The sequence below is a fragment of the Corynebacterium sp. HMSC11D10 genome, assembly GCF_001806995.1.
Classification (GTDB): Bacteria; Actinomycetota; Actinomycetes; order Mycobacteriales; family Mycobacteriaceae; genus Corynebacterium; species Corynebacterium coyleae.
Window position 1 is genome coordinate 1 of sequence record NZ_KV787088.1, and the last position, 16853, is coordinate 16853.

A 16853-nucleotide genomic window follows, 5' to 3' on the forward strand; every position below is an offset into this window, starting at 1 on the left:
GACTCCTTGTCCAAAAACTCTATGGACATAACACGGATCGTCTAGCAGTTCGGACCGTCTAGCTAGACGATGCACCACCAGCCCTACTGAAAGTTCAGATACGCCTTCGACGGGGTCGGGCCGCGCTGGCCCTGGTACTTCGAGCCGAGCGCACCCGAGCCGTACGGAGTGTCAGCCGGGGAGGTCATCTTGAACAGCGCGAGCTGGCCGACCTTCATGCCAGGCCACAGCGTGATCGGCAGGTTGGCCACGTTAGACAGTTCCAGCGTGATGTGTCCGGAGAAGCCCGGGTCGATGAAGCCCGCGGTGGAGTGGGTCAGCAGACCCAGGCGGCCCAGCGAGGACTTGCCCTCGAGACGCCCGGCGAGGTCGGCGGGCAGGGTGAAGCACTCCAGGGTGGAGGCGAGGACGAATTCGCCGGGGTGAAGGACAAAGGCGTCGTCGTCGGAAACCTCGACGAGCGTTGTCAGGTCCGGCATCTCCTGCTTCGGATCAATGTGCGTGTACTTCGAGTTGTTGAAGACTCGGAAGAACTTATCCAGGCGCACGTCAACCGAACTCGGTTGGACCATCGACGGATCGAAGGGGTCGATGCCGAGGTGGCCGGAGTCAATGGATTCGCGAATGTCGTGATCTGAAAGCAGCACGACACAGAGTGTACTTCCCCACCCCTTGCCCGGTTTTTGGAGCCGGTTCCTGCAGTGCTAAAGTCGTAAAAGCTGCCGGCGTAGTTTAGTGGTAGAACATCAGCTTCCCAAGCTGAGAGTGCGGGTTCGATTCCCGTCGCCGGCTCCAAGGCCAAACAGTATTTTCGGGGGATTCTGTCAAGCGGGCGCTGCACAAATGCATGCACTCGGACAAGGGGGACGATAAACCCCGCAGACAACCATGTCGAGCGGGGGTAAACCCCGTTGAGTGGGGAACATGCAGGGTTACACAGCGCACCACTCGGCTGTTTGAACTCCGTCACGGTCGGAGTGGTGTCGGCGCCGCCCGGCGGTAGGGGGTAAGGCTACTAGTCGGTCGGCCTTAAGGTCATGGACAAGAAGGGCGAGCCTTAGCGTTGCATTGTGCATCTTGCCAAATTCAGCTGAGACAGCGTAGCGGTTCTCCTGTTCTCATTAACTGACAGCAGAGTTATCCACAATCAACCTGTGGATAACTGGAAATAGCCGTGTCCTATCCAGCATCAACACGTCTTACTGCCATGTAATTCCACTTTTGTAGGCATCCATCAAAGCGGCTGGTAAGTTTATCGGCGACGGAGATCTTCGGATCGAAGTCACTTCCTCTCCTAGCGGTACGAAGTCCTTACCGCTAGTGCGGTGGGGACATGAACCGTTAGGGGAATGTCCACTCCGAGCTTCGAGAGGAGGATGGGACCATGCCTAGACCGATGCACGGCGACAAGCCAAGCAAGGGAAAGGCCCGGACGTTGATTGAACAAATCGTTGTCCGGGCCTTAGGTGACGTTGTAGGCGATTGGCTCCTCGAAGTGCTGCAACACTTCCGAGAGCACCTACAAGGTTAGTCCTGGAAGCCCTCGCGCTGCTTTTACGGCTCGCGGGGGTTTCCCTTTATTGGCGGACATGAAAGTGGTGGCTCCATGTCGTCCTTCACTTTAGTGTGGTTTGCAGTTTCTGCAAACACTTTGAGCGGCATGTCCCCCCGCAATTCCCCTGAATCGCCCGCATTTCCTCGAAGTTTTAACCGGACTCGCTACCCTCAACCCTGACTAAGGCTGAGGTGAAGAGTTTGGTTATGCGCCTAGCAACGAACGGGTGCAGTTCGAAGTGTGCCCCGCCGTCTTTGCGATTGCGGAAGTCGATTCGCACGATGTCGGCTGCGTCACCACTGAGGGTTGCGCTATCAGTACTGACCTCAATGCCAAAGATATCCCCTTCCGGCGTTCACTGGCGGACATGGGGTTGAGCAGCGCCACGACGGCTTAACGGAAGTACATCTGCGAGTAGTCGATGGCTCGGCCTGGATGACTCAAGCGGAAATTGCCGCGCTCTTCGATGTAACTACGGCTACTGTGAGCACTCACCTGAAGAACATTTACGCCGAAGGCGAGTTGAGCGGGGACCGAACTATTAAAGAAATTCAAACAGTTCGTTCAGAAGGGGGACCGTGACGTTCACCGGACACTACTTCACTACAACCTTGACGCGATTATCGCCGTCGGCTACCGGGTAAAGGGTCCGAGAGGCAACCAGTTCCGGAGATGGGCAAACGAAGTACTCCAGGAATACGTGCTAAAGGGCTTCGCACTCAACGCCGAAAAGCTTAAAGATCCTCGCGGTACGGACTACTTCATATGGCGGAGTGGCTGGAGAAGACCGATGCGTTCATCGAGTTCAACGGCTTCCTGCCGCTTGAAGACCGAGGGAGGATCACCCGCAAGGAGGCTAACCGCTTAGCCAAAGAACGGTACGAACGAGGAGTAACACACCAATCCTCAATTTTTACGCTTTCGTCGTGCACGCCGTGACGGGCTTATCCGACAGCAGGATGGCGCGGTAGCCGCCACCATCAACCGTGTAGCGCAGGATCTTCCAGTCTGGGTTGTATTCCTGCGCGAGTGCGAGGTCTTCGGGGTTGTGGTTGTGGGCGGTGATGGTGTCGTCGCCAAGTGGTGTGCTCATGCGGAATGTGAGCGTGGTGCCGTCGTGGGCGAGGATGTCGATGGGGAACCAGCCGTATTTTTGGTTCATGGCGCGCAGCACTGGGATGTAGTGCTGGTTGTGGCCGCGGGTGCGTTGGTCGCATTCGCGGTAGGTGCAGGTGCGACGGGTGGCGGGACGTTTGGGGAGTGGGACGGTGGCGTCGCCAACGCGTACGGCGGCGGCGCTTGGCGAGTAGTCGAATGTCGCGCCGGTGTTTGCGACGAATTCGTGGCCTTCTACAGCGCTATCAAACGTTGCGACGACCACCTCACCCGTCTCATCCAACGTAAACGCAAAGGTCAGCCCGTCCATGCTGCTGAGGGTGGCTGGGGTCCAGTCGGTGGGCATGCCAAAAGACATGGTGCTCCTTGAAATATCGCTCTTCCGGCGCGGCGGTTGCGCGTGCCGGCGGATCTTCCCTCGGGAGCACCGTGCGCGATGAGCGCGGTTGCTAATCGACGAGCCGAGGGGCCTTATCCGTCAGATTTCTTGATCCAAAACGACACAATATAGACCAAGCGGTCTAGTGTCAAGTGGTGCGGCACCCGCTCCCCTACCCGCAGCGGACGATGGGCTGCGGGTCGTAGACGGTGGTCTGGGTTTCGCGGGAGAGTTCGTTGCCGGCGAGGTCGTAGATAATGCGGGTATCCGAGGTGGTGAACCCGGGTGCGCCGCCGGACGGCGAGCAGTTCGGGCCGGACACGTTGACCGGCTGCGGGCTGGTCTGGGCCCAGCGGCCGCCGTTGATGGACTGCACGTTGACCGTATTCACTCCCATGAGGCTGACGGTGAGTTGGCCGCCGCCGACGCTGGTGGCGATGCGCACCGGGTAGGGGCTGTCGTTGCGGAACTGCAGGTCGATGGCGCCTTCGTACACGGTGGCTTCGCGGCCGGCCGGATAGCGGGAGATGTAGTAGGAGTGCGGGGTGTGGGCGACGTCGGTCATGCCGGCGAAGTAGGCCGCGTTGTACAGGGTGGTGGCGAACTGGGAAATGCCGCCGCCGACGGCGGTGTCGGCACGCCCGTTGAGGATGATGCCGGATTCGACGTAGCCCTGGGCGGTGCCGCGGGGGCCGGTGTAGCCGTTGAGGGAGAACGTCTCCCCCGGGTTCACAATCGCGCCGTTGACCGTGTTGGCCACCAGGGCGATGTTGGTGCCCGAAGCACCCGAGTAGCCGCCGGTGGTAAACGAGCCAACCACTTCGTTGAAGGTGGCGTTGTTTGCCTCTTCGGTGGTGAAGTCCGCGGGTACCGGCTTGTAGTCGGCGTCCCAGGAACGCCCCTTGGATCCGAGGACGCGGTCGTTGAAGCCGGCGAGGGTTTTCTCCCAGTCCACAGCGGTGCCGTCGACGGAGGGTTCGACGCCGCCGCCGGTGAGCACGCGGGCGTTTTGCATCTCCACTTCGGTCTCGGCGAGCTGCTCGGCCAGGATGGCTTGCGCGGCTTCGACGTTCACTTTCGGGGCGATCTTGCCGTCGACGTTGGGGAAGCTGACCACCTCGCCAAGCCGCTCCTGCGTGATAGCGGCCTTGTGGTTGTCGGTGCCGGTGACGGTCAGCGGGCCGCCCAAAGCGGCTTTGACAGGTCCGTCCATGGCGGCGCTCATCACAGCGTCGTCGATGGCGGGCGGCACGGAGGTCGGATCCACATCGATGCCGTCCGGGTTGAGCCAGCCGGTGGTGGTCTCCTCGCGCAGCAGGTCGCGCTCCACCTTCTGGCCGTTGATCGGCTTGGTGGTCTCGGCCTTGCCGGCTTCGACGCGGATGGTGCCGTCGGTGGGGTCGAAGTGCAGTTCGTCGCTGATGCGGTCGAGGGTGCGGTTCAGGGCGGTGTCGTCGATAAGCGGAACCGCGTCGACCTCGTGGGTGGTGAACAGGCCGCGCAGGCGCGTAATCGGGTTGGCGGTTTCGATGCCGGCGGCGTCCACGGTGGCCTGGTAGTCGATGTCCAGGCCGGACTTCGCGGGCACGAAGGTGGAGGTCTTGTCGCCGGCGCGGACCTCGACGGTCTTGTCAGCAGCGCTGCCGAGTTCACCCTCGAGCTTGGCGCGCGCCTCGTCGGGTTTCATCGCACCGATGTTCACGCCGCCGACGGTGGTGCCGCGCGGGACGTTGCCGCGGTGCATCGCCAGATCCGCCAGGTACACAGCAAGCGCGATGGCGAGGATGCCGAGCAGCACACCGAGCGCGATCTTGCCGCCGCGTCCCTTGCCATTCGCCTTGTGCGAGGTTGCCTTCACCGTAGTCACCCAAACAAGGGTAATGCAGATGTTTGAAAAAGCGGGTTAGAGGTTGTCGTCGATAAGCAATTGCTGCACGCGGGTGGCTGCCTCATCGATGCGGTCTTCGGCGATGTAGCCGTTGTTCACGCACCACACGACGTGGTCGATGATGGCGGGCAGATCCTTACCCGTGGACCACAGCGCCTGGTCGGCGCCGGAGGCGATGGCGCGGGCGACGGCGTCGCGGGTGGGCGCGTAATCGAGGATGCCGCGCATGCCGGACAGGTCATCGGTGACCACGACCCCGTTGAAGGGCACTCCGCCGGGGTAGTCGCCCTCGCGCAGCACGCGGTAGGCCTCGGGGTTCATGGAGCTGGGCACGCCGTCGGGGCCAAGGCCCGGCACGATCATGTGGCCCATCATGACGCTGGCGCGCGGGAACTGCGTCAGCAGCGGGCCGTAGGGGCGCATGTCTAGGTCGCGGACCTGGTTCAGCGGCGGGGGGACGGCGAGTTGGTGGTGCGTGTCGCCGGAGGCGCGCCCGTGGCCGGGGAAGTGTTTGAACGTGGGCGTGACCTGGGCGTCGGTGAGCCCCTGGGAGAACAGCGTGGCAACCCGCACGACTTCGGCCGGGTCGCCGTGGAAGGCGCGGTCGCCGACGATGTCCAGGTCGGTCACGTCGAGGTCCAGCAGCGGCGCGTAGTCCACGTTGATGCCGTGCGCGCGCAGAGACCGGCCGATGTCCCACCCGGTGCCGCGGATGACTTCCGGCGGGGTGCCGGCCAGCGCGCGCGGCGGCATGAACTCGCCGAGCACGTTGGTGTGGCGCTGCACCCGGCCGCCCTCAAAATCGATGGCGACGGAAAACGACCGCTCGTACTGTTCCCGCAGCGCATTGATGTTGCGGCCCGACTCGGTGAGCAGCCGCGGATCCGCCCAACTCGGGATGATCAGCCCACCGGCGCCCTGGTCGAGCGCCACCCGCGCCTGCTCGTAGTTCGCCGCGCCAACCACCATCAGCGACGCCACTCGCGCCCGCAGGTCCTTGGGCACGCGTTGTTGCGCGGGGCTTAACAGCGCAGGAGCTTCTTGCTTATCGACGACCCCACCCTCCCGCACCGTCGACGTCACCGTCACCACCTCTGGGGCGGGTTCCGGTGCGGTGTCGTTCGCCTCCTCAGGGGTGCTGCATGCGGCAAGCACAACGCACGCGGCAAGCGCGACGGTGTGCGCTGCGCGTGCGGCGACGGCTCGATTCCGCATGTGACTGACCCCTGTATTGCGTGTGAAAACGCCCTTACTCTACTCGCTGCTGGTAGCCTTTCCCGACATGTCCCACGTCGTTGCCCTGCCAGAGCCACTGAAGCGCCACGCCGCGTCCCCTGTCGTGGCGAGCGCCGTCGTTGGCATTGTGCTCGGCGTGGTCGGTGTGCTTGGTATCGCGGCGGCGTCGGGCCAGTCGACGGTGCCGGATAATACGGCTGTTTCCGCTGATGATGCGGTGCTTGGCGGGCCGGAGTACGGCTCGCGGAAGTAGGGCTGGGTGGGGTCGTCGAGAAGCGCCCATGCTCTTGGGTGGCTGGTCCTGACCCTGCTTGCGCTGGCGCAGCCGCCGGGGCAGGTGGCGGCCGACACCAAGTTTGATCTGGTTGCCAACCCGGCGCGGTTTTTGGCGCGGGCCACGCACGCATACACGGATGAGTTTCCGCTGGGCCAGGTGCAGAACCAGGCGTACGGGTATCTGTTTCCGCAGGGTGCGTTTTTCTGGTTGTTTGGGTGGTTGCCGGATTGGTTGACGCAGCGTGCGTGGTGGGCGTTGTTGCTGGGTGTGGCGTATTCGGGCACGTTGGTGCTGGCGCGTCGCATCGGGATCACGGGTACGTGGCCGCCGGTGCTCGCGGCGTTGCTGTACGCGTTGAGCCCAAGGATTTTGACCACGCTGACGGCGATTTCTTCGGAGGCCTGGCCGGTGGCGCTTGTGCCGTGGACGTTGGTGCCGCTGGTGCAGCGTCGCCCGCAGGTGGCGCCGGCGGTGGTGGCGGTGGCGTGCATGGGTGCGGTCAACGCGACGGCGACCATCGCGGCGTGCCTGCCGGCGTTTGTGCTGCTGGTGGCGCTGCGCCGCTTCCGCGAGGCTGCACGCTTCACACTGGGTGCGATGTTGGTGTCGGCGTGGTGGATCGGCCCGCTTCTGGTGCTGGGCATGTATTCGCCGCCGTTTACAGACTTCATCGAGTCCGCGCGTGTGACCACCGCGTGGCTCAACCCGGTGGAGATCCTGCGCGGCACCACCAGTTGGACTCCGTTTGTGGACACCGAGCGCGCCGCCGGCCACCTGTTGGTTGCGGAGCCGGTGTTCATCATCGCCACCTGCCTGATCGCCGCGTTCGGCCTTGCGGGCTTGGCGCGGCGCGACATGCCGTGGCGCTTCCCGCTGCTTGCGGTGTTTGTGGTGGGGTTTGTGGTGTTGGGGTCCTCGCCAATGCTTGCACCGCTTTACGACGACACCCTCGCCCCCTTGCGCAACCTCCACAAGTTCGACCCGCTTATCCGGCTGCCGTTGGTGCTCGGGGCGGGGTTTGTGGCCTCACAAGTGCGTCGCCCGCAGGTGGTTGGGGTGGCGTTGGCGGCTGCGGTGGCGCTCGCGCCCGCGTGGTCGTTGCGCCTGCTGCCGGAGGGCACCTGGTCGGAGGTCTCCGAGGACTGGGTGGCGGCAGGTTCGTGGTTGGAGGAGCACGCTGCGGGCACGCGCACATTGGTGGTGCCTGCCTCGTCCTTTGCGCGCCAGCATTGGGGGTGGACGCGCGACGAGCCGATCCAAGCCCTGACCAGCACGCGTTTTGCCTTTAGGGATGCGGTGCCGCTGGTGGATCCGGAGGCGATTCGTGGGCTAGACGGGCAGGTGGCGGTCGCAGATAAGCAGGCGCTTCGCTCCATCGGCGTGGGCGCGGTGGTGGTGCGCCGCGACCTGGAGCGCCAGCCCGTCACGCCGAACCTGGGCGAGCCGGACGCGAGCTTCGGCGAGGTGGACATCTTCCTACTGGACCCACACGCGGACATCATGGACACCGACCGCGCGCCGATTGCCGTCGACGGCGGCGGCGAGGTCCTCGCGCTGTTATGGCGCGAACTCGGCTACTTCCCGGCGCGCCTGACCAGCGGGGACGCAAGCGCCCCCGCCGATATTGTTACGGATACCCCGGCGCTGGCGGTGCGCAACTACGGCACGATCCACGGCCAATCGGGCCACCTTGCCGCCGAGTGGGAAGACACCACCGTGCGCAACCGGGTCAAGGACTACCCCTCCGCCGGCACCCGCACCGGGGTGGACATGGACGGGTTCGCGCGGGCGTCGTCCTCACGCGCGGACGCCGGCGCTTTCGGTGGTCCGGTGCCCGCGAACTCGCTGACCGCAGCCTTCGACGGCCTGCACGAGACCGCCTGGTGGCCCGCGCCGGGCGACCGCAACGCGTGGATCGAGTTCGGCGCGCGGCAAGACACCGTCACGCTCACCGCCACCGCGGACACCACCGTGCAACTCTGCGACGGGCACGACAATTGCCGCGACGTCACCCTGGTCAAGGACCAGCCGCGCACCATCACGCGCGGCGGCGCCACAATCCTGCAGCTGACGGAGCCGGTGGGTATTCGCGAACTCGACGTCGGTATCAGCCGCATCGTGGAGGTCCCCGGCACCGCGGACCGCTACTTCTTCCAACGCCGCTTCCCCGACACCGACGTGATCCAGCGCCGCTTCACCACCGCAGTGGACAGCGAGTGGGTGCTCTCTCAACCTGCGACGATCGACGGTGAGCGCCACGCCGGCCGCGTGTTCCTCGAGGCCGGCACGCACGAGATTGTCACCCGCGCCGAAACCGTCATGCTCTCGCGCGCCCCGCTGCCCAACCACACCGGCGAGCGCATGATCCTGACCACCCGCGCGTTCAACGAAGGCCTGCGCGCCACCCTCGGCGGCGTCCCGCTCGAGCCCATGCGTATCGACGCGGGCGCCCAAGCCTTCCGCGTCCCCTCCGATGCCGCCAGCACGCCCACCGCCGAGTTCGAGATGTTCTTCACCGGCGACGGCGCCTACCGGTACTCGCTCGTCGCCGGCACCCTGCTCAGCCTGCTGGTCACCGCCCGGTGCCTGTGGGTGCCGTGGCGCCACTTCGAACGCTTCACGCCCCCGCCCGGCGCGAACTGGCTGCCGGGTGTGGCCGTCATCGCCGTGGCACCCCTGCCCGGCGCGGCCGCGGTCGCGCTTGCGTGGCTGGTGCGCCGCTTCACCGTAATCTCGATGCCGCACCTGGCCGCCGCCACCATGACCGTGTGCGGCCTCGTGCTCGCGCGCGCACCATGGCCGGCGGCGAACTACGCCGGCTCGTCGACCTTCCTCGTTCTCGCCGCCTGCTTCGCCGTGGCCTGCCTGACCAGCCGCGCGCCGGGAACCTCCACCAATTCGTAAGAGATGTAGGCAACGGCGGTGCTCAGGAGGGTGGTCGTCGCAAAGATCAGCAAGAAGTGCCCCGAAAACATGGGCACGCCGAGTACGGGGAACACGAAGTACAGCACCGCCATGTGCCACAAAAATACCGAGTAGGACCAGTGGCCGAGTGTGCGCATACTTTTCGACGACAACACCGTCCCCTCAAACCTCTGCCCCAGCGCAAAGGGTGCGACCAGCAGGGCGGCGAACACCGCGCCGAGGACTATCCGCACGTTGAACTCCAGCGGGCTCGGGTGCTCCAAGCCGCGCGGGCCGATCACGCCCGCCACCCACGCCACCGGCAGTGCCAACACCACGAACGGCCAGCGGGGTCCTGCGTAGCGCACCCCGGCGCGCTCCAATTCGGCGAGCACCAACCCGACCGCAAACCACAGCGCATACGACGGCGGCCAGATCTGCAGGTTCAGCACCGCCGGGTCCGCAATGCCCGAGACCGCCCACGGCCACACGAACCCGAGTGCCACCGCGACCGACAGCGCCACGTACCGGCCCCGCGCGCCCAGCCGCAGGTACAGCGGCAGCACGATGTAGAAGGCGACTTCGATGCACAGTGACCACATTTGGGTGAGGCCGTCGATAAGCGCGTGCGGCACATAAACCTGCACCAACAGCACATTCGCCACCACCTGCGTTGCGCTGACCCCCGCGAGCGGCGGCAGCGCAAGCAGCACCACCGCCACGCACACCACGTACGCCGGCACCAGGCGGGCAACGCGCCGCGAGTAGTAGCCCGGCCGCATCCCGCCACGCGCCAGCAAAAACGCCGAGAGGGCGAAAAACACCGCCACGAAGTAGTCAAAGCGCTCCAACACCGCCGAGCCGGTCCCCGTCTGAAACGCGACGTGCGTGGCCACAATGCCGTACGCGGCCACGGCGCGCAGGCCGTCGAGCTCGGGCAACACAGCGGGTCTTGGATTCACGATGGGGCAAAGTCTAGTCGCCCGGTAGGGTTAGGCGGGTGAACCTGCGTCGTCGATTAGCCATCTGCCTGGGCATCATTGTCGTCTGCGCCGCGCTCAACATCGCCTCCCCCATCGTGATTGCAAAGCAGCGCACCCTGCAGCCCGGCGAGTACACCATGCTTTTCGACGACGCCCACTCCCGCACCGTCACCCTCACCAAACAGCCCAAATCCATGCTGGCCGAGGTAACCATCGACGGCGAGATCGTGGACAGTTTTCTCATCGACCCCTCCACCGCCTTCCCCGCCAAAGGCCGCGCCGGGCTCGGCCCGCTGCTGCCCTACCAGCCGGAACGGCGCACCTACCCACTGTTCGACACCACCTCCGGCCAAGACGTCCCCATGGATTACTTAGGTCCCGGCAACGTGCGCGGCATGCAGACCTACAAGTACACCGCTGCGTTGTCCAACGATTGCGTGCGCACCGTCGACGCGGAACGCCGCACCGGCCGCATCCTCGACGAGATCTGGGACTGCCCGCCCGAGCAGTGGGTGCTTGCGGAGGAGACCAAGGCAGCAGCTGTCGACGCCGCGCGCCGCGACGTGGCCTGGCTGCGTGGCCTGCAAGTCATGGCGGTGCTCACCCGCTTCATCGCGGCCGCGGCGTTCATTGCTGGCCTGGTGGCCTATGCGCGCCGCCGCTAAAAGGTGGTGGGCGCCGGTCTATGGCGCCCTGCTGGTTCTGGCGCTGACCTGGCCGTTTCTTGTCCCCGGTGAAGCGTTCGCGCTGCGGGACATGCTGGTCTTCGACGCGATGGAACTCACCCGCGCCTCGTTGGGGTGGGGTGACCTGCCCGCCCGCAACGTCCCCCAAGACGCCCTGCTTGGCGTCCTGCCGTATCCGGTGTTGTTCCTGCGTGTGTTCATGGTGTCCGCCGCCGCGGCCGCCGCGTGGGCGGGGTGGAAACTCGGCCGCACTCCACTTGGCCAAGCGGCGGCGATGACGGTGGCGGTGTGGAACCCGTTCGTCGTGGAACGGCTGCTGCAGGGCCAGTGGTCGCTCGCCGCCGCGGCCTGGCTGCTGCCTGTGGTGGCGCTGGGCGTGCACCCGCTGTCGGGGCTTGCGCACTGGTTGGCGTCGCTGACACCCACCGGTGCAATCGCCGCCGCGTGCGTGGCCCGCAGCCCCCTGACCACCGTGCTGACCTGCGCCCCCTGGGTGGTCGCGGGCATCTTCGCCGGGGCAGGTGGCACCTCATCAGCCATCTCCGCGGAGGTGTTCGCCCCGCGCGCCGAAGGGCACACTGGCACCCTCGGCGCGATGCTGGGCCTTGGCGGGATCTGGAACGCCCACGCCGTGCCCACCTCCCGCGAGGCCGGCTTCGCCCTGTTCGGTATCGCACTGTTCGTGCTGCTTGTGCTGGCGTGGCGCAAGGTCCCCCGCCGCCTACTCGTGCTCGCCGGGGTCGGCTTCTGCATCGCGCTCGCATCCTGGGCGGGCCTGCTGGGGCCGGTGGTCGCACATGTCCCCGGGGCCGGCCTGCTTCGCGACGGCCAAAAGTGGCTCATCCTCACCATCCCCGCACTGGTCACCGCCGCCGGCGCCTTGAGTCCCCGCCGCGCGCTCGCCGCTGCCACCTTCGCACTCCTGCAGGTCCCCGACGCGCCCGTCGCCGTCGCCGCACTCACCCCCACCACCGTCGAGATCCCCGCCATCAACCACCACGGCCGCGACGTCCTCTTTGAATCCCGCCCGACGCTCACGCTTATCGACGACCACCCCACCGTCGACCCCGCCCCCAAAGCCATGAACGTGGTCGAATCCGGCGCGCTTACCGTCGACGGCGTCGTCGTAGACCCTCCGTCACCGCGCTGGATCGCGGCCCAAGCGGCCATCGACGACACCGATGCGCTGCACGAGATGGGTATCGGGGTGGTTGTGCGTTCGGATGGGCGGGTCGTCGATACGCAAGCGCCCGCGAACCCGCTGCCACCTGCGGGGATCGCACTGTTCGCGCTGTGGCTCGCGGTGCCAGCAACGCTGCGCCGCAACCGATAGTTGGAACCTCCCATGATTGAAAGCTTGCATGAATTGTGTTGTGCGGTTAAAGTGAACTCCAGATGAACAAAAGGTTACGCACCGCAGAATCAAGGAGGTATAGCCGTGGCCAACAACAACATCGATTTCAGCATCATCCGCGAGCGCGCCCTGCGTAACATCCGCGAGGACCTGCTCGTCGAGTTCGCCGGACAGTACGACGCACTCGAGATCAACGACGCCTTCGACGCCGTCGTCCGCGCACACAAGCGCACCGCAACCGTCGAAGACTTCATCCCCGTCCTCGTCGAAGCAGAAATGCGCGACCGACTCCGCGACGGCGAACTCTTCCCACAGGCCGCCGCATAACTCACAGCAAACCCCAACGCCCAACCCCTTTGCAGCGGTTGGGCATTTTGCTATGTTCGACACCTAACACTGTCGGTAGCGAAAGCACACCGGCACCCAGCGAACGTCAACCCCACGCGCCCGGGGAAAAGGGAGCACACACCGGCGCCTTGTGGCCGTATCAAGGCTGAAGCGGTTCGATTCCGCTCACACGCACAACGCATGCGGCCTGCACGACGCACACGGGCACAACCCCCACCACAGGGTTGCACCGAGCACGATTTACTACCGCGACGTTGGGGGTGACCCGGACACTTTCGTGAGGGTTGGGAACGGGGACAGAACTTTCAAGGAGGCACACATGCTGCTCGCAGAAGCACTCGCACGCCGCGCCGAGGCGCAAGACCGCCTGAACAAACTGCAGGAACGCCTGGTCCAGGGCGCGCTGATGCAGGAGGGCGACACCCCGCCGGAGGACCCGGCGGACATGCTCGAGGAAGTCGCCGCGCTGCTGCAGGAGATCGAAACGCTGGTGCGCCGCATCAACCACACCAACGCGAAGACCGCCTTCGAGGGCGCGACGCTTACCGACGCCATCGCGCGCCGCGACGCCCTACTGCGCTCCCGCCGCCTCTACGCCGCGGTCGCCGACGCTGCAACGATTTCAAACGCCCGCTACTCGCGCTCCGAAGTACGCTTCGTGCCCACCGTGGACGTCAAGGCGCTTCGCGACATGGCCGACAACGCCTCCAAGGCCTACCGCGAACTGGACACCAAGATCCAGCAGCTGAACTGGACCACGCAGCTCATCGAGGTGTAACGAGCTCCGCGAGCACCGCCGCGAACCTGCGGCCGGTCTCCTCCCACGAAAAGCGCTGCGCCCACCGCCTGGCATTGCCCGCCAGCTCGGCGCGGCGCTCAAGTGTTTCGCGGGTAACCTCGGCGAAATCCTCCCCGTCCTGGACGAGTCGGCCGGTTTCGCCGTCGCGGATCGAATCCGCCACCCCGCCCGCCGACGCGTACGCCACCGTGGGCACCCCGTGCTGGGCCGCCTCAATCACCGCGATACCCCAGCCTTCCTTGCGCGACGGCAGCAGGTGCACATCGGCGCGCTCCAGCAGCGCGTGCTTGTACGGCTCGGAGACGTGCCCGTGGAACACCACATCGCCACGGCCCTGCGCGTAGGCCCGCAGCTCGTCCTCCCACCAGCCCGAACCGACCACATCCAGCACCGCGCCCGGGATGCGCGCCGCGGCGTCGATCGCCTCCTCGATCCGCTTGTGCGGCACCAGCCGAGAGAGGGTGAGCAGGTGGGTGCGGTGGTCGTCGTAAAGCGTGGGCACATGCGCAGGCACCGGATCGACGCCATTTTCCACGATCTCAATGTCACCCCCGCGCACGCCAAGCGCCACCAAATCGCTTCTCGACGCCTCCGACACCGTCACATACCGCGCCCCCCGATACACCCGCGGCGCCACCTTCGACTCCAAAAACCACCCCAACCGGCCAATGATCGGACCCGCCACCGGCCACTGCTCCTTATGACAATGATGCGTCAGCAACACCACCGGCCTACGCGTAAACAGCCGGGCGAAAAACGGAATACCGTTCTGCGTATCCACCACCACATCCGGCCGGTTGCGCCAGATAGACAACGGCGCCGCCAGGTACACACTGAACTTCCCGCCGGCACGCTCGTAGCGCACCCCGTTTCGGCGTGACCGCCGCGGCGCATCCGTATGCTTCGCCGTCCGATACACCACCTCGTGGCCCTGGGCCGCCAAGTACTCCCCGACACGCTCGAGATAGCGCTCCGAACCGCCGCCCTGCGGGTGGGTGGAGTCGCGCCAACACAACAACAACACCTTCACGGCGCAATGACCTCGAGCCCAACTTCACGGGCGGCCTCGGCGAGCCTGTCGTCGTACGTCAACACCGCATCCGCCTCCACATCCAACGCAGCCTGTAAGTGAATCGCATCCAACGTACGCAAATACGGCATCGGCAACATACTCGCAGCCCGCAGCGTCCCTCGGCCAAGTTCCGCGATCGAAATTCCCCGCAAGATCATCGTGGCCTCCCCCTGCGGCCGGCCGAGGCGCACCGCCAAGCGCCGCAGCTCAATCTCCAACAAGTCCGACGACACCACCTCGTATTCGCCTGCCTCGAGCCACAGCCGCATCGCGTGCGTGTGCGGCTCCAACTTGAGCAGACAGCCCATCGCCGACGTGTCGGCGTACACCCTGCGCATGTCAGTACCTGTCCGCGCGCATATCGTCGAGCGCATCCGCCAGCGACTCGCCCTCCACCTGCGGTACCGGAAGGTCGAGCCAACCACCCACCCGGGTCGCCGGACGGGTAATGGCCAGGCGTGGCTGCGGGTCGTCGAGAGGCATCAGGCGCCCGACCGGCTCGCCGTTGTTCGTCACCACGAAACTGCGCCCTGCACGCACCTCACGCAGGATCTTCGCCGAATCATTGCGCAGCTCGCGCTGGGAGATCCTGCGCTCCACCAGCGATTCGTCCCATTCCGGATGTGCCATACGCCGGAGCGTAGCACGGTTGCTACAGTGCTAACATTGCGCGAATGCACCACACCCGCCGGATGGCCACGCTCCGCCGCTCACTGCGGCTGCTGCGCTCGTTCCCCTACGAGCAGTTCCGCCCGCGCGTGTTCTACTCCTCCCTGGCGCGCGACACGCGCATGCTTATCGACGCCCTCGCCAACGACCTTTCCCTACCCCCCGGCACGCCGAGCCTGCGCGCCGCATCCGTCCTCGACGTCGGCGGGGGCCCCGGGTACTTCGCCGAAGAATTCGCCGACTGCTTCTACGTCGGCCTCGAACCCAGCGTCTCCGAAATGTCCGCCGCCGGCCTGTCCGGGTTTGGCTCCGTACGCGGCGACGGCGCAGCCCTGCCATTTGCCGACGACTCCTTCGACGTCGTGTACTCCTCCAACGTCGCCGAGCACATCCCGAACTGGCAGACCATGGGCGAAGAAATGCTACGCGTAGCCAAACCCGGCGGGCTTGTGGTGCTCAGCTACACGGTGTGGCTCGGGCCATTCGGCGGGCACGAGACAGGCCTGTGGCAGCACTACGTAGGCGGGGAGTACGCGCGTCGTCGATACGCAAAAGCGCACGGGCACGAACCGAAGAACCGCTTCGGCGAAACACTCTTCGCCGTCTCCGCACGCGAAGGCCTCGAATGGGCCGAAGCCACCGGACGCCTCGCCGCCGCCTTCCCCCGCTACCACCCAGCGTGGGCGTGGTGGGTCACCCGCGTGCCGGTGCTGCGCGAGTTCGCCGTCTCAAACCTCGTCCTCGTCCTGCGCGGCTAATACTGGGGCCTCAACAGCAGAGTGCGCTGTATTCGATCCATCTTCTTCATCACACCGAGTGTTTGGGGAGACATTGCATGGACCAAGGCATACATGTCTGCCAACCGTTCCTGGTGGTCAACGTTAAGAATCTGTTCCTGATGACTTACACGGTTCCGGAGCCGACGCAACTGTTCTAAAGCAACCGCCACCGCATACCCATTCTCAACTTGAGCGGGAACTAGAGGTGAAATGCTCGAACGGTGCCGTTCAACAAGCTTCGATGTCAACCCGGGGAAACCACCCACCAGTGCATGAATCCAAAGGTTCTCTTTTGCTGAAAATCCTGTCGCGAAATCCGCACGATTAGCCGGTGGATGCAACGGGAAAAGAGCACTTAGATTCCCAAACGAGAGCTGCGAAACCCTGTCATCCAATGTCACCGGAGCCTTAAATCGGGGATGATTCCGAGGTCTGCGCCGAGCGCTACGTTCCGCTGCATTCCGTGCGTCCGTTGCCATGCGCTCCACTACTTTTCTAAGTGGACGAGCCGGGTTCTCAAGCCAATCTTCAGTACTGCTTTGCGCTTGGTTCCACGACCTTAAAGATGCGTCAATACGATTTCTCAGCACAGGCTCGAAGACCGAAAGCGCCTCATACCAAGCCGAAGCAATTGCACTTTGCCACAGATACAAGGATTGAACTGAGCGATCAGAGATGCTGTCCGCGCTTCTCCCAGTCTCTCCCACAATAACCATGCGGTATGACCGAACACGAGCGTCACTCAATCCCCCAAGCATTTCACCCACCATGCCGTGAGCATAACAAAATGCCCGCCTCGCGGCGGGCA

Annotated in this window: 16 protein-coding genes, 1 tRNA gene, 1 pseudogene and 1 riboswitch; of the genes and pseudogenes, 9 read left to right on the plus strand and 9 right to left on the minus strand. The window is 65.0% G+C overall.

The window, feature by feature from the left end:
- Nucleotides 1-83: 83 nt before the first annotated feature.
- Nucleotides 84-647, minus strand: coding sequence for a dCTP deaminase (gene dcd / locus HMPREF3120_RS10505; protein ID WP_070423298.1), 564 nt, complete (start codon nucleotides 645-647; stop codon nucleotides 84-86).
- Nucleotides 648-721: 74 nt separating this feature from the next.
- Between dcd and HMPREF3120_RS10510 the strand changes: the two genes are divergently transcribed.
- Both HMPREF3120_RS10510 and rhuM read left to right on the plus strand, forming a co-directional pair.
- Nucleotides 722-795 (plus strand) — tRNA-Gly (locus HMPREF3120_RS10510).
- Between the two features lie 1361 nt (nucleotides 796-2156).
- Nucleotides 2157-2423, plus strand: a pseudogene (rhuM, locus tag HMPREF3120_RS12425) (RhuM family protein); the annotation flags it as partial.
- 45 nt (nucleotides 2424-2468) lie between these two features.
- Here the strand turns inward: rhuM and HMPREF3120_RS10515 are convergent.
- The 3 genes from HMPREF3120_RS10515 to HMPREF3120_RS10525 all read right to left on the minus strand — a co-directional run bounded on the left by HMPREF3120_RS10515 (nucleotide 2469) and on the right by HMPREF3120_RS10525 (nucleotide 6153).
- A complete protein-coding gene (locus HMPREF3120_RS10515; RefSeq protein WP_070453204.1) occupies nucleotides 2469-3029 on the minus strand; it encodes a hypothetical protein in 561 nt (186 codons plus the stop codon).
- A gap of 13 nt (nucleotides 3030-3042) precedes the next feature.
- Nucleotides 3043-3164, minus strand: a riboswitch (SAM riboswitch).
- A gap of 58 nt (nucleotides 3165-3222) precedes the next feature.
- Nucleotides 3223-4794 (minus strand): VanW family protein, encoded by a 1572-nt coding sequence (locus tag HMPREF3120_RS10520; RefSeq protein ID WP_083284900.1) that lies wholly within the window; start codon nucleotides 4792-4794, stop codon nucleotides 3223-3225.
- A 159-nt stretch (nucleotides 4795-4953) separates the two neighbouring features.
- On the minus strand, nucleotides 4954-6153 hold the full coding sequence (locus HMPREF3120_RS10525) for a glycoside hydrolase family 3 N-terminal domain-containing protein (protein ID WP_070453207.1): 1200 nt from the start codon (nucleotides 6151-6153) through the stop codon (nucleotides 4954-4956).
- A gap of 67 nt (nucleotides 6154-6220) precedes the next feature.
- Between HMPREF3120_RS10525 and HMPREF3120_RS10530 the strand changes: the two genes are divergently transcribed.
- Both HMPREF3120_RS10530 and HMPREF3120_RS10535 read left to right on the plus strand, forming a co-directional pair.
- On the plus strand, nucleotides 6221-6427 hold the full coding sequence (locus tag HMPREF3120_RS10530) for a DUF2613 domain-containing protein (protein ID WP_070453209.1): 207 nt from the start codon (nucleotides 6221-6223) through the stop codon (nucleotides 6425-6427).
- 6 nt (nucleotides 6428-6433) lie between these two features.
- Nucleotides 6434-9355, plus strand: coding sequence for an alpha-(1->3)-arabinofuranosyltransferase domain-containing protein (locus HMPREF3120_RS10535; protein WP_070453211.1), 2922 nt, complete (start codon nucleotides 6434-6436; stop codon nucleotides 9353-9355).
- Here HMPREF3120_RS10535 and HMPREF3120_RS11860 read toward each other — a convergent pair.
- Nucleotides 9262-10317: an acyltransferase family protein gene (locus HMPREF3120_RS11860; protein ID WP_246815476.1), complete on the minus strand. Its 1056-nt coding sequence runs from the start codon at nucleotides 10315-10317 to the stop codon at nucleotides 9262-9264. The two genes, HMPREF3120_RS10535 and HMPREF3120_RS11860, sit on opposite strands and share 94 nt — an antisense overlap.
- A 38-nt stretch (nucleotides 10318-10355) precedes the next feature.
- On the opposite strand from HMPREF3120_RS11860, the gene HMPREF3120_RS10540 reads away from it, so the two are divergent.
- The 4 genes from HMPREF3120_RS10540 to HMPREF3120_RS10555 all read left to right on the plus strand — a co-directional run bounded on the left by HMPREF3120_RS10540 (nucleotide 10356) and on the right by HMPREF3120_RS10555 (nucleotide 13504).
- Nucleotides 10356-11003, plus strand: a complete 648-nt coding sequence (locus tag HMPREF3120_RS10540; protein WP_070453214.1) for a porin PorA family protein — start codon at nucleotides 10356-10358, stop codon at nucleotides 11001-11003.
- On the plus strand, nucleotides 10987-12357 hold the full coding sequence (locus tag HMPREF3120_RS10545) for an MmpA family trehalose lipid delivery protein (protein ID WP_070453217.1): 1371 nt from the start codon (nucleotides 10987-10989) through the stop codon (nucleotides 12355-12357). The genes HMPREF3120_RS10540 and HMPREF3120_RS10545 overlap by 17 nt, the downstream gene beginning before the upstream one ends.
- Nucleotides 12358-12462: 105 nt before the next feature.
- Nucleotides 12463-12705 carry a three-helix bundle dimerization domain-containing protein gene (locus tag HMPREF3120_RS10550; protein ID WP_244268645.1) on the plus strand — a complete coding sequence of 81 codons (243 nt, stop codon included), beginning with the start codon at nucleotides 12463-12465 and terminating at the stop codon, nucleotides 12703-12705.
- A 340-nt stretch (nucleotides 12706-13045) separates the two neighbouring features.
- On the plus strand, nucleotides 13046-13504 hold the full coding sequence (locus HMPREF3120_RS10555; protein ID WP_070453223.1) for a DIP1984 family protein: 459 nt from the start codon (nucleotides 13046-13048) through the stop codon (nucleotides 13502-13504).
- Here HMPREF3120_RS10555 and HMPREF3120_RS10560 read toward each other — a convergent pair.
- From HMPREF3120_RS10560 to HMPREF3120_RS10570, 3 genes are read right to left on the minus strand one after another with little or no spacing between them, the layout of a single operon-like run.
- Entirely contained in the window at nucleotides 13491-14555 is a 1065-nt protein-coding gene (locus HMPREF3120_RS10560; RefSeq protein ID WP_070453226.1) for a glycosyltransferase family 4 protein, read from the minus strand. The two genes, HMPREF3120_RS10555 and HMPREF3120_RS10560, sit on opposite strands and share 14 nt — an antisense overlap.
- Nucleotides 14552-14935 (minus strand): type II toxin-antitoxin system VapC family toxin, encoded by a 384-nt coding sequence (locus tag HMPREF3120_RS10565; RefSeq protein ID WP_070423308.1) that lies wholly within the window; start codon nucleotides 14933-14935, stop codon nucleotides 14552-14554. Before HMPREF3120_RS10565 ends, HMPREF3120_RS10560 begins: the two co-directional genes overlap by 4 nt.
- Nucleotide 14936: 1 nt before the next feature.
- The gene (locus HMPREF3120_RS10570; RefSeq protein ID WP_070453229.1) at nucleotides 14937-15227 is read right to left on the minus strand and encodes a type II toxin-antitoxin system Phd/YefM family antitoxin; all 291 of its coding nucleotides are present in this window, start codon (nucleotides 15225-15227) and stop codon (nucleotides 14937-14939) included.
- 44 nt (nucleotides 15228-15271) lie between these two features.
- Here HMPREF3120_RS10570 and HMPREF3120_RS10575 point away from each other — a divergent pair, with 44 nt between their 5' ends.
- Nucleotides 15272-16024, plus strand: a complete 753-nt coding sequence (locus HMPREF3120_RS10575; RefSeq protein WP_070453232.1) for a class I SAM-dependent methyltransferase — start codon at nucleotides 15272-15274, stop codon at nucleotides 16022-16024.
- Here the strand turns inward: HMPREF3120_RS10575 and HMPREF3120_RS12035 are convergent.
- Entirely contained in the window at nucleotides 16021-16815 is a 795-nt protein-coding gene (locus HMPREF3120_RS12035; protein ID WP_168156435.1) for an Abi family protein, read from the minus strand. The genes HMPREF3120_RS10575 and HMPREF3120_RS12035 overlap by 4 nt on opposite strands.
- Nucleotides 16816-16853: the final 38 nt, after the last annotated feature.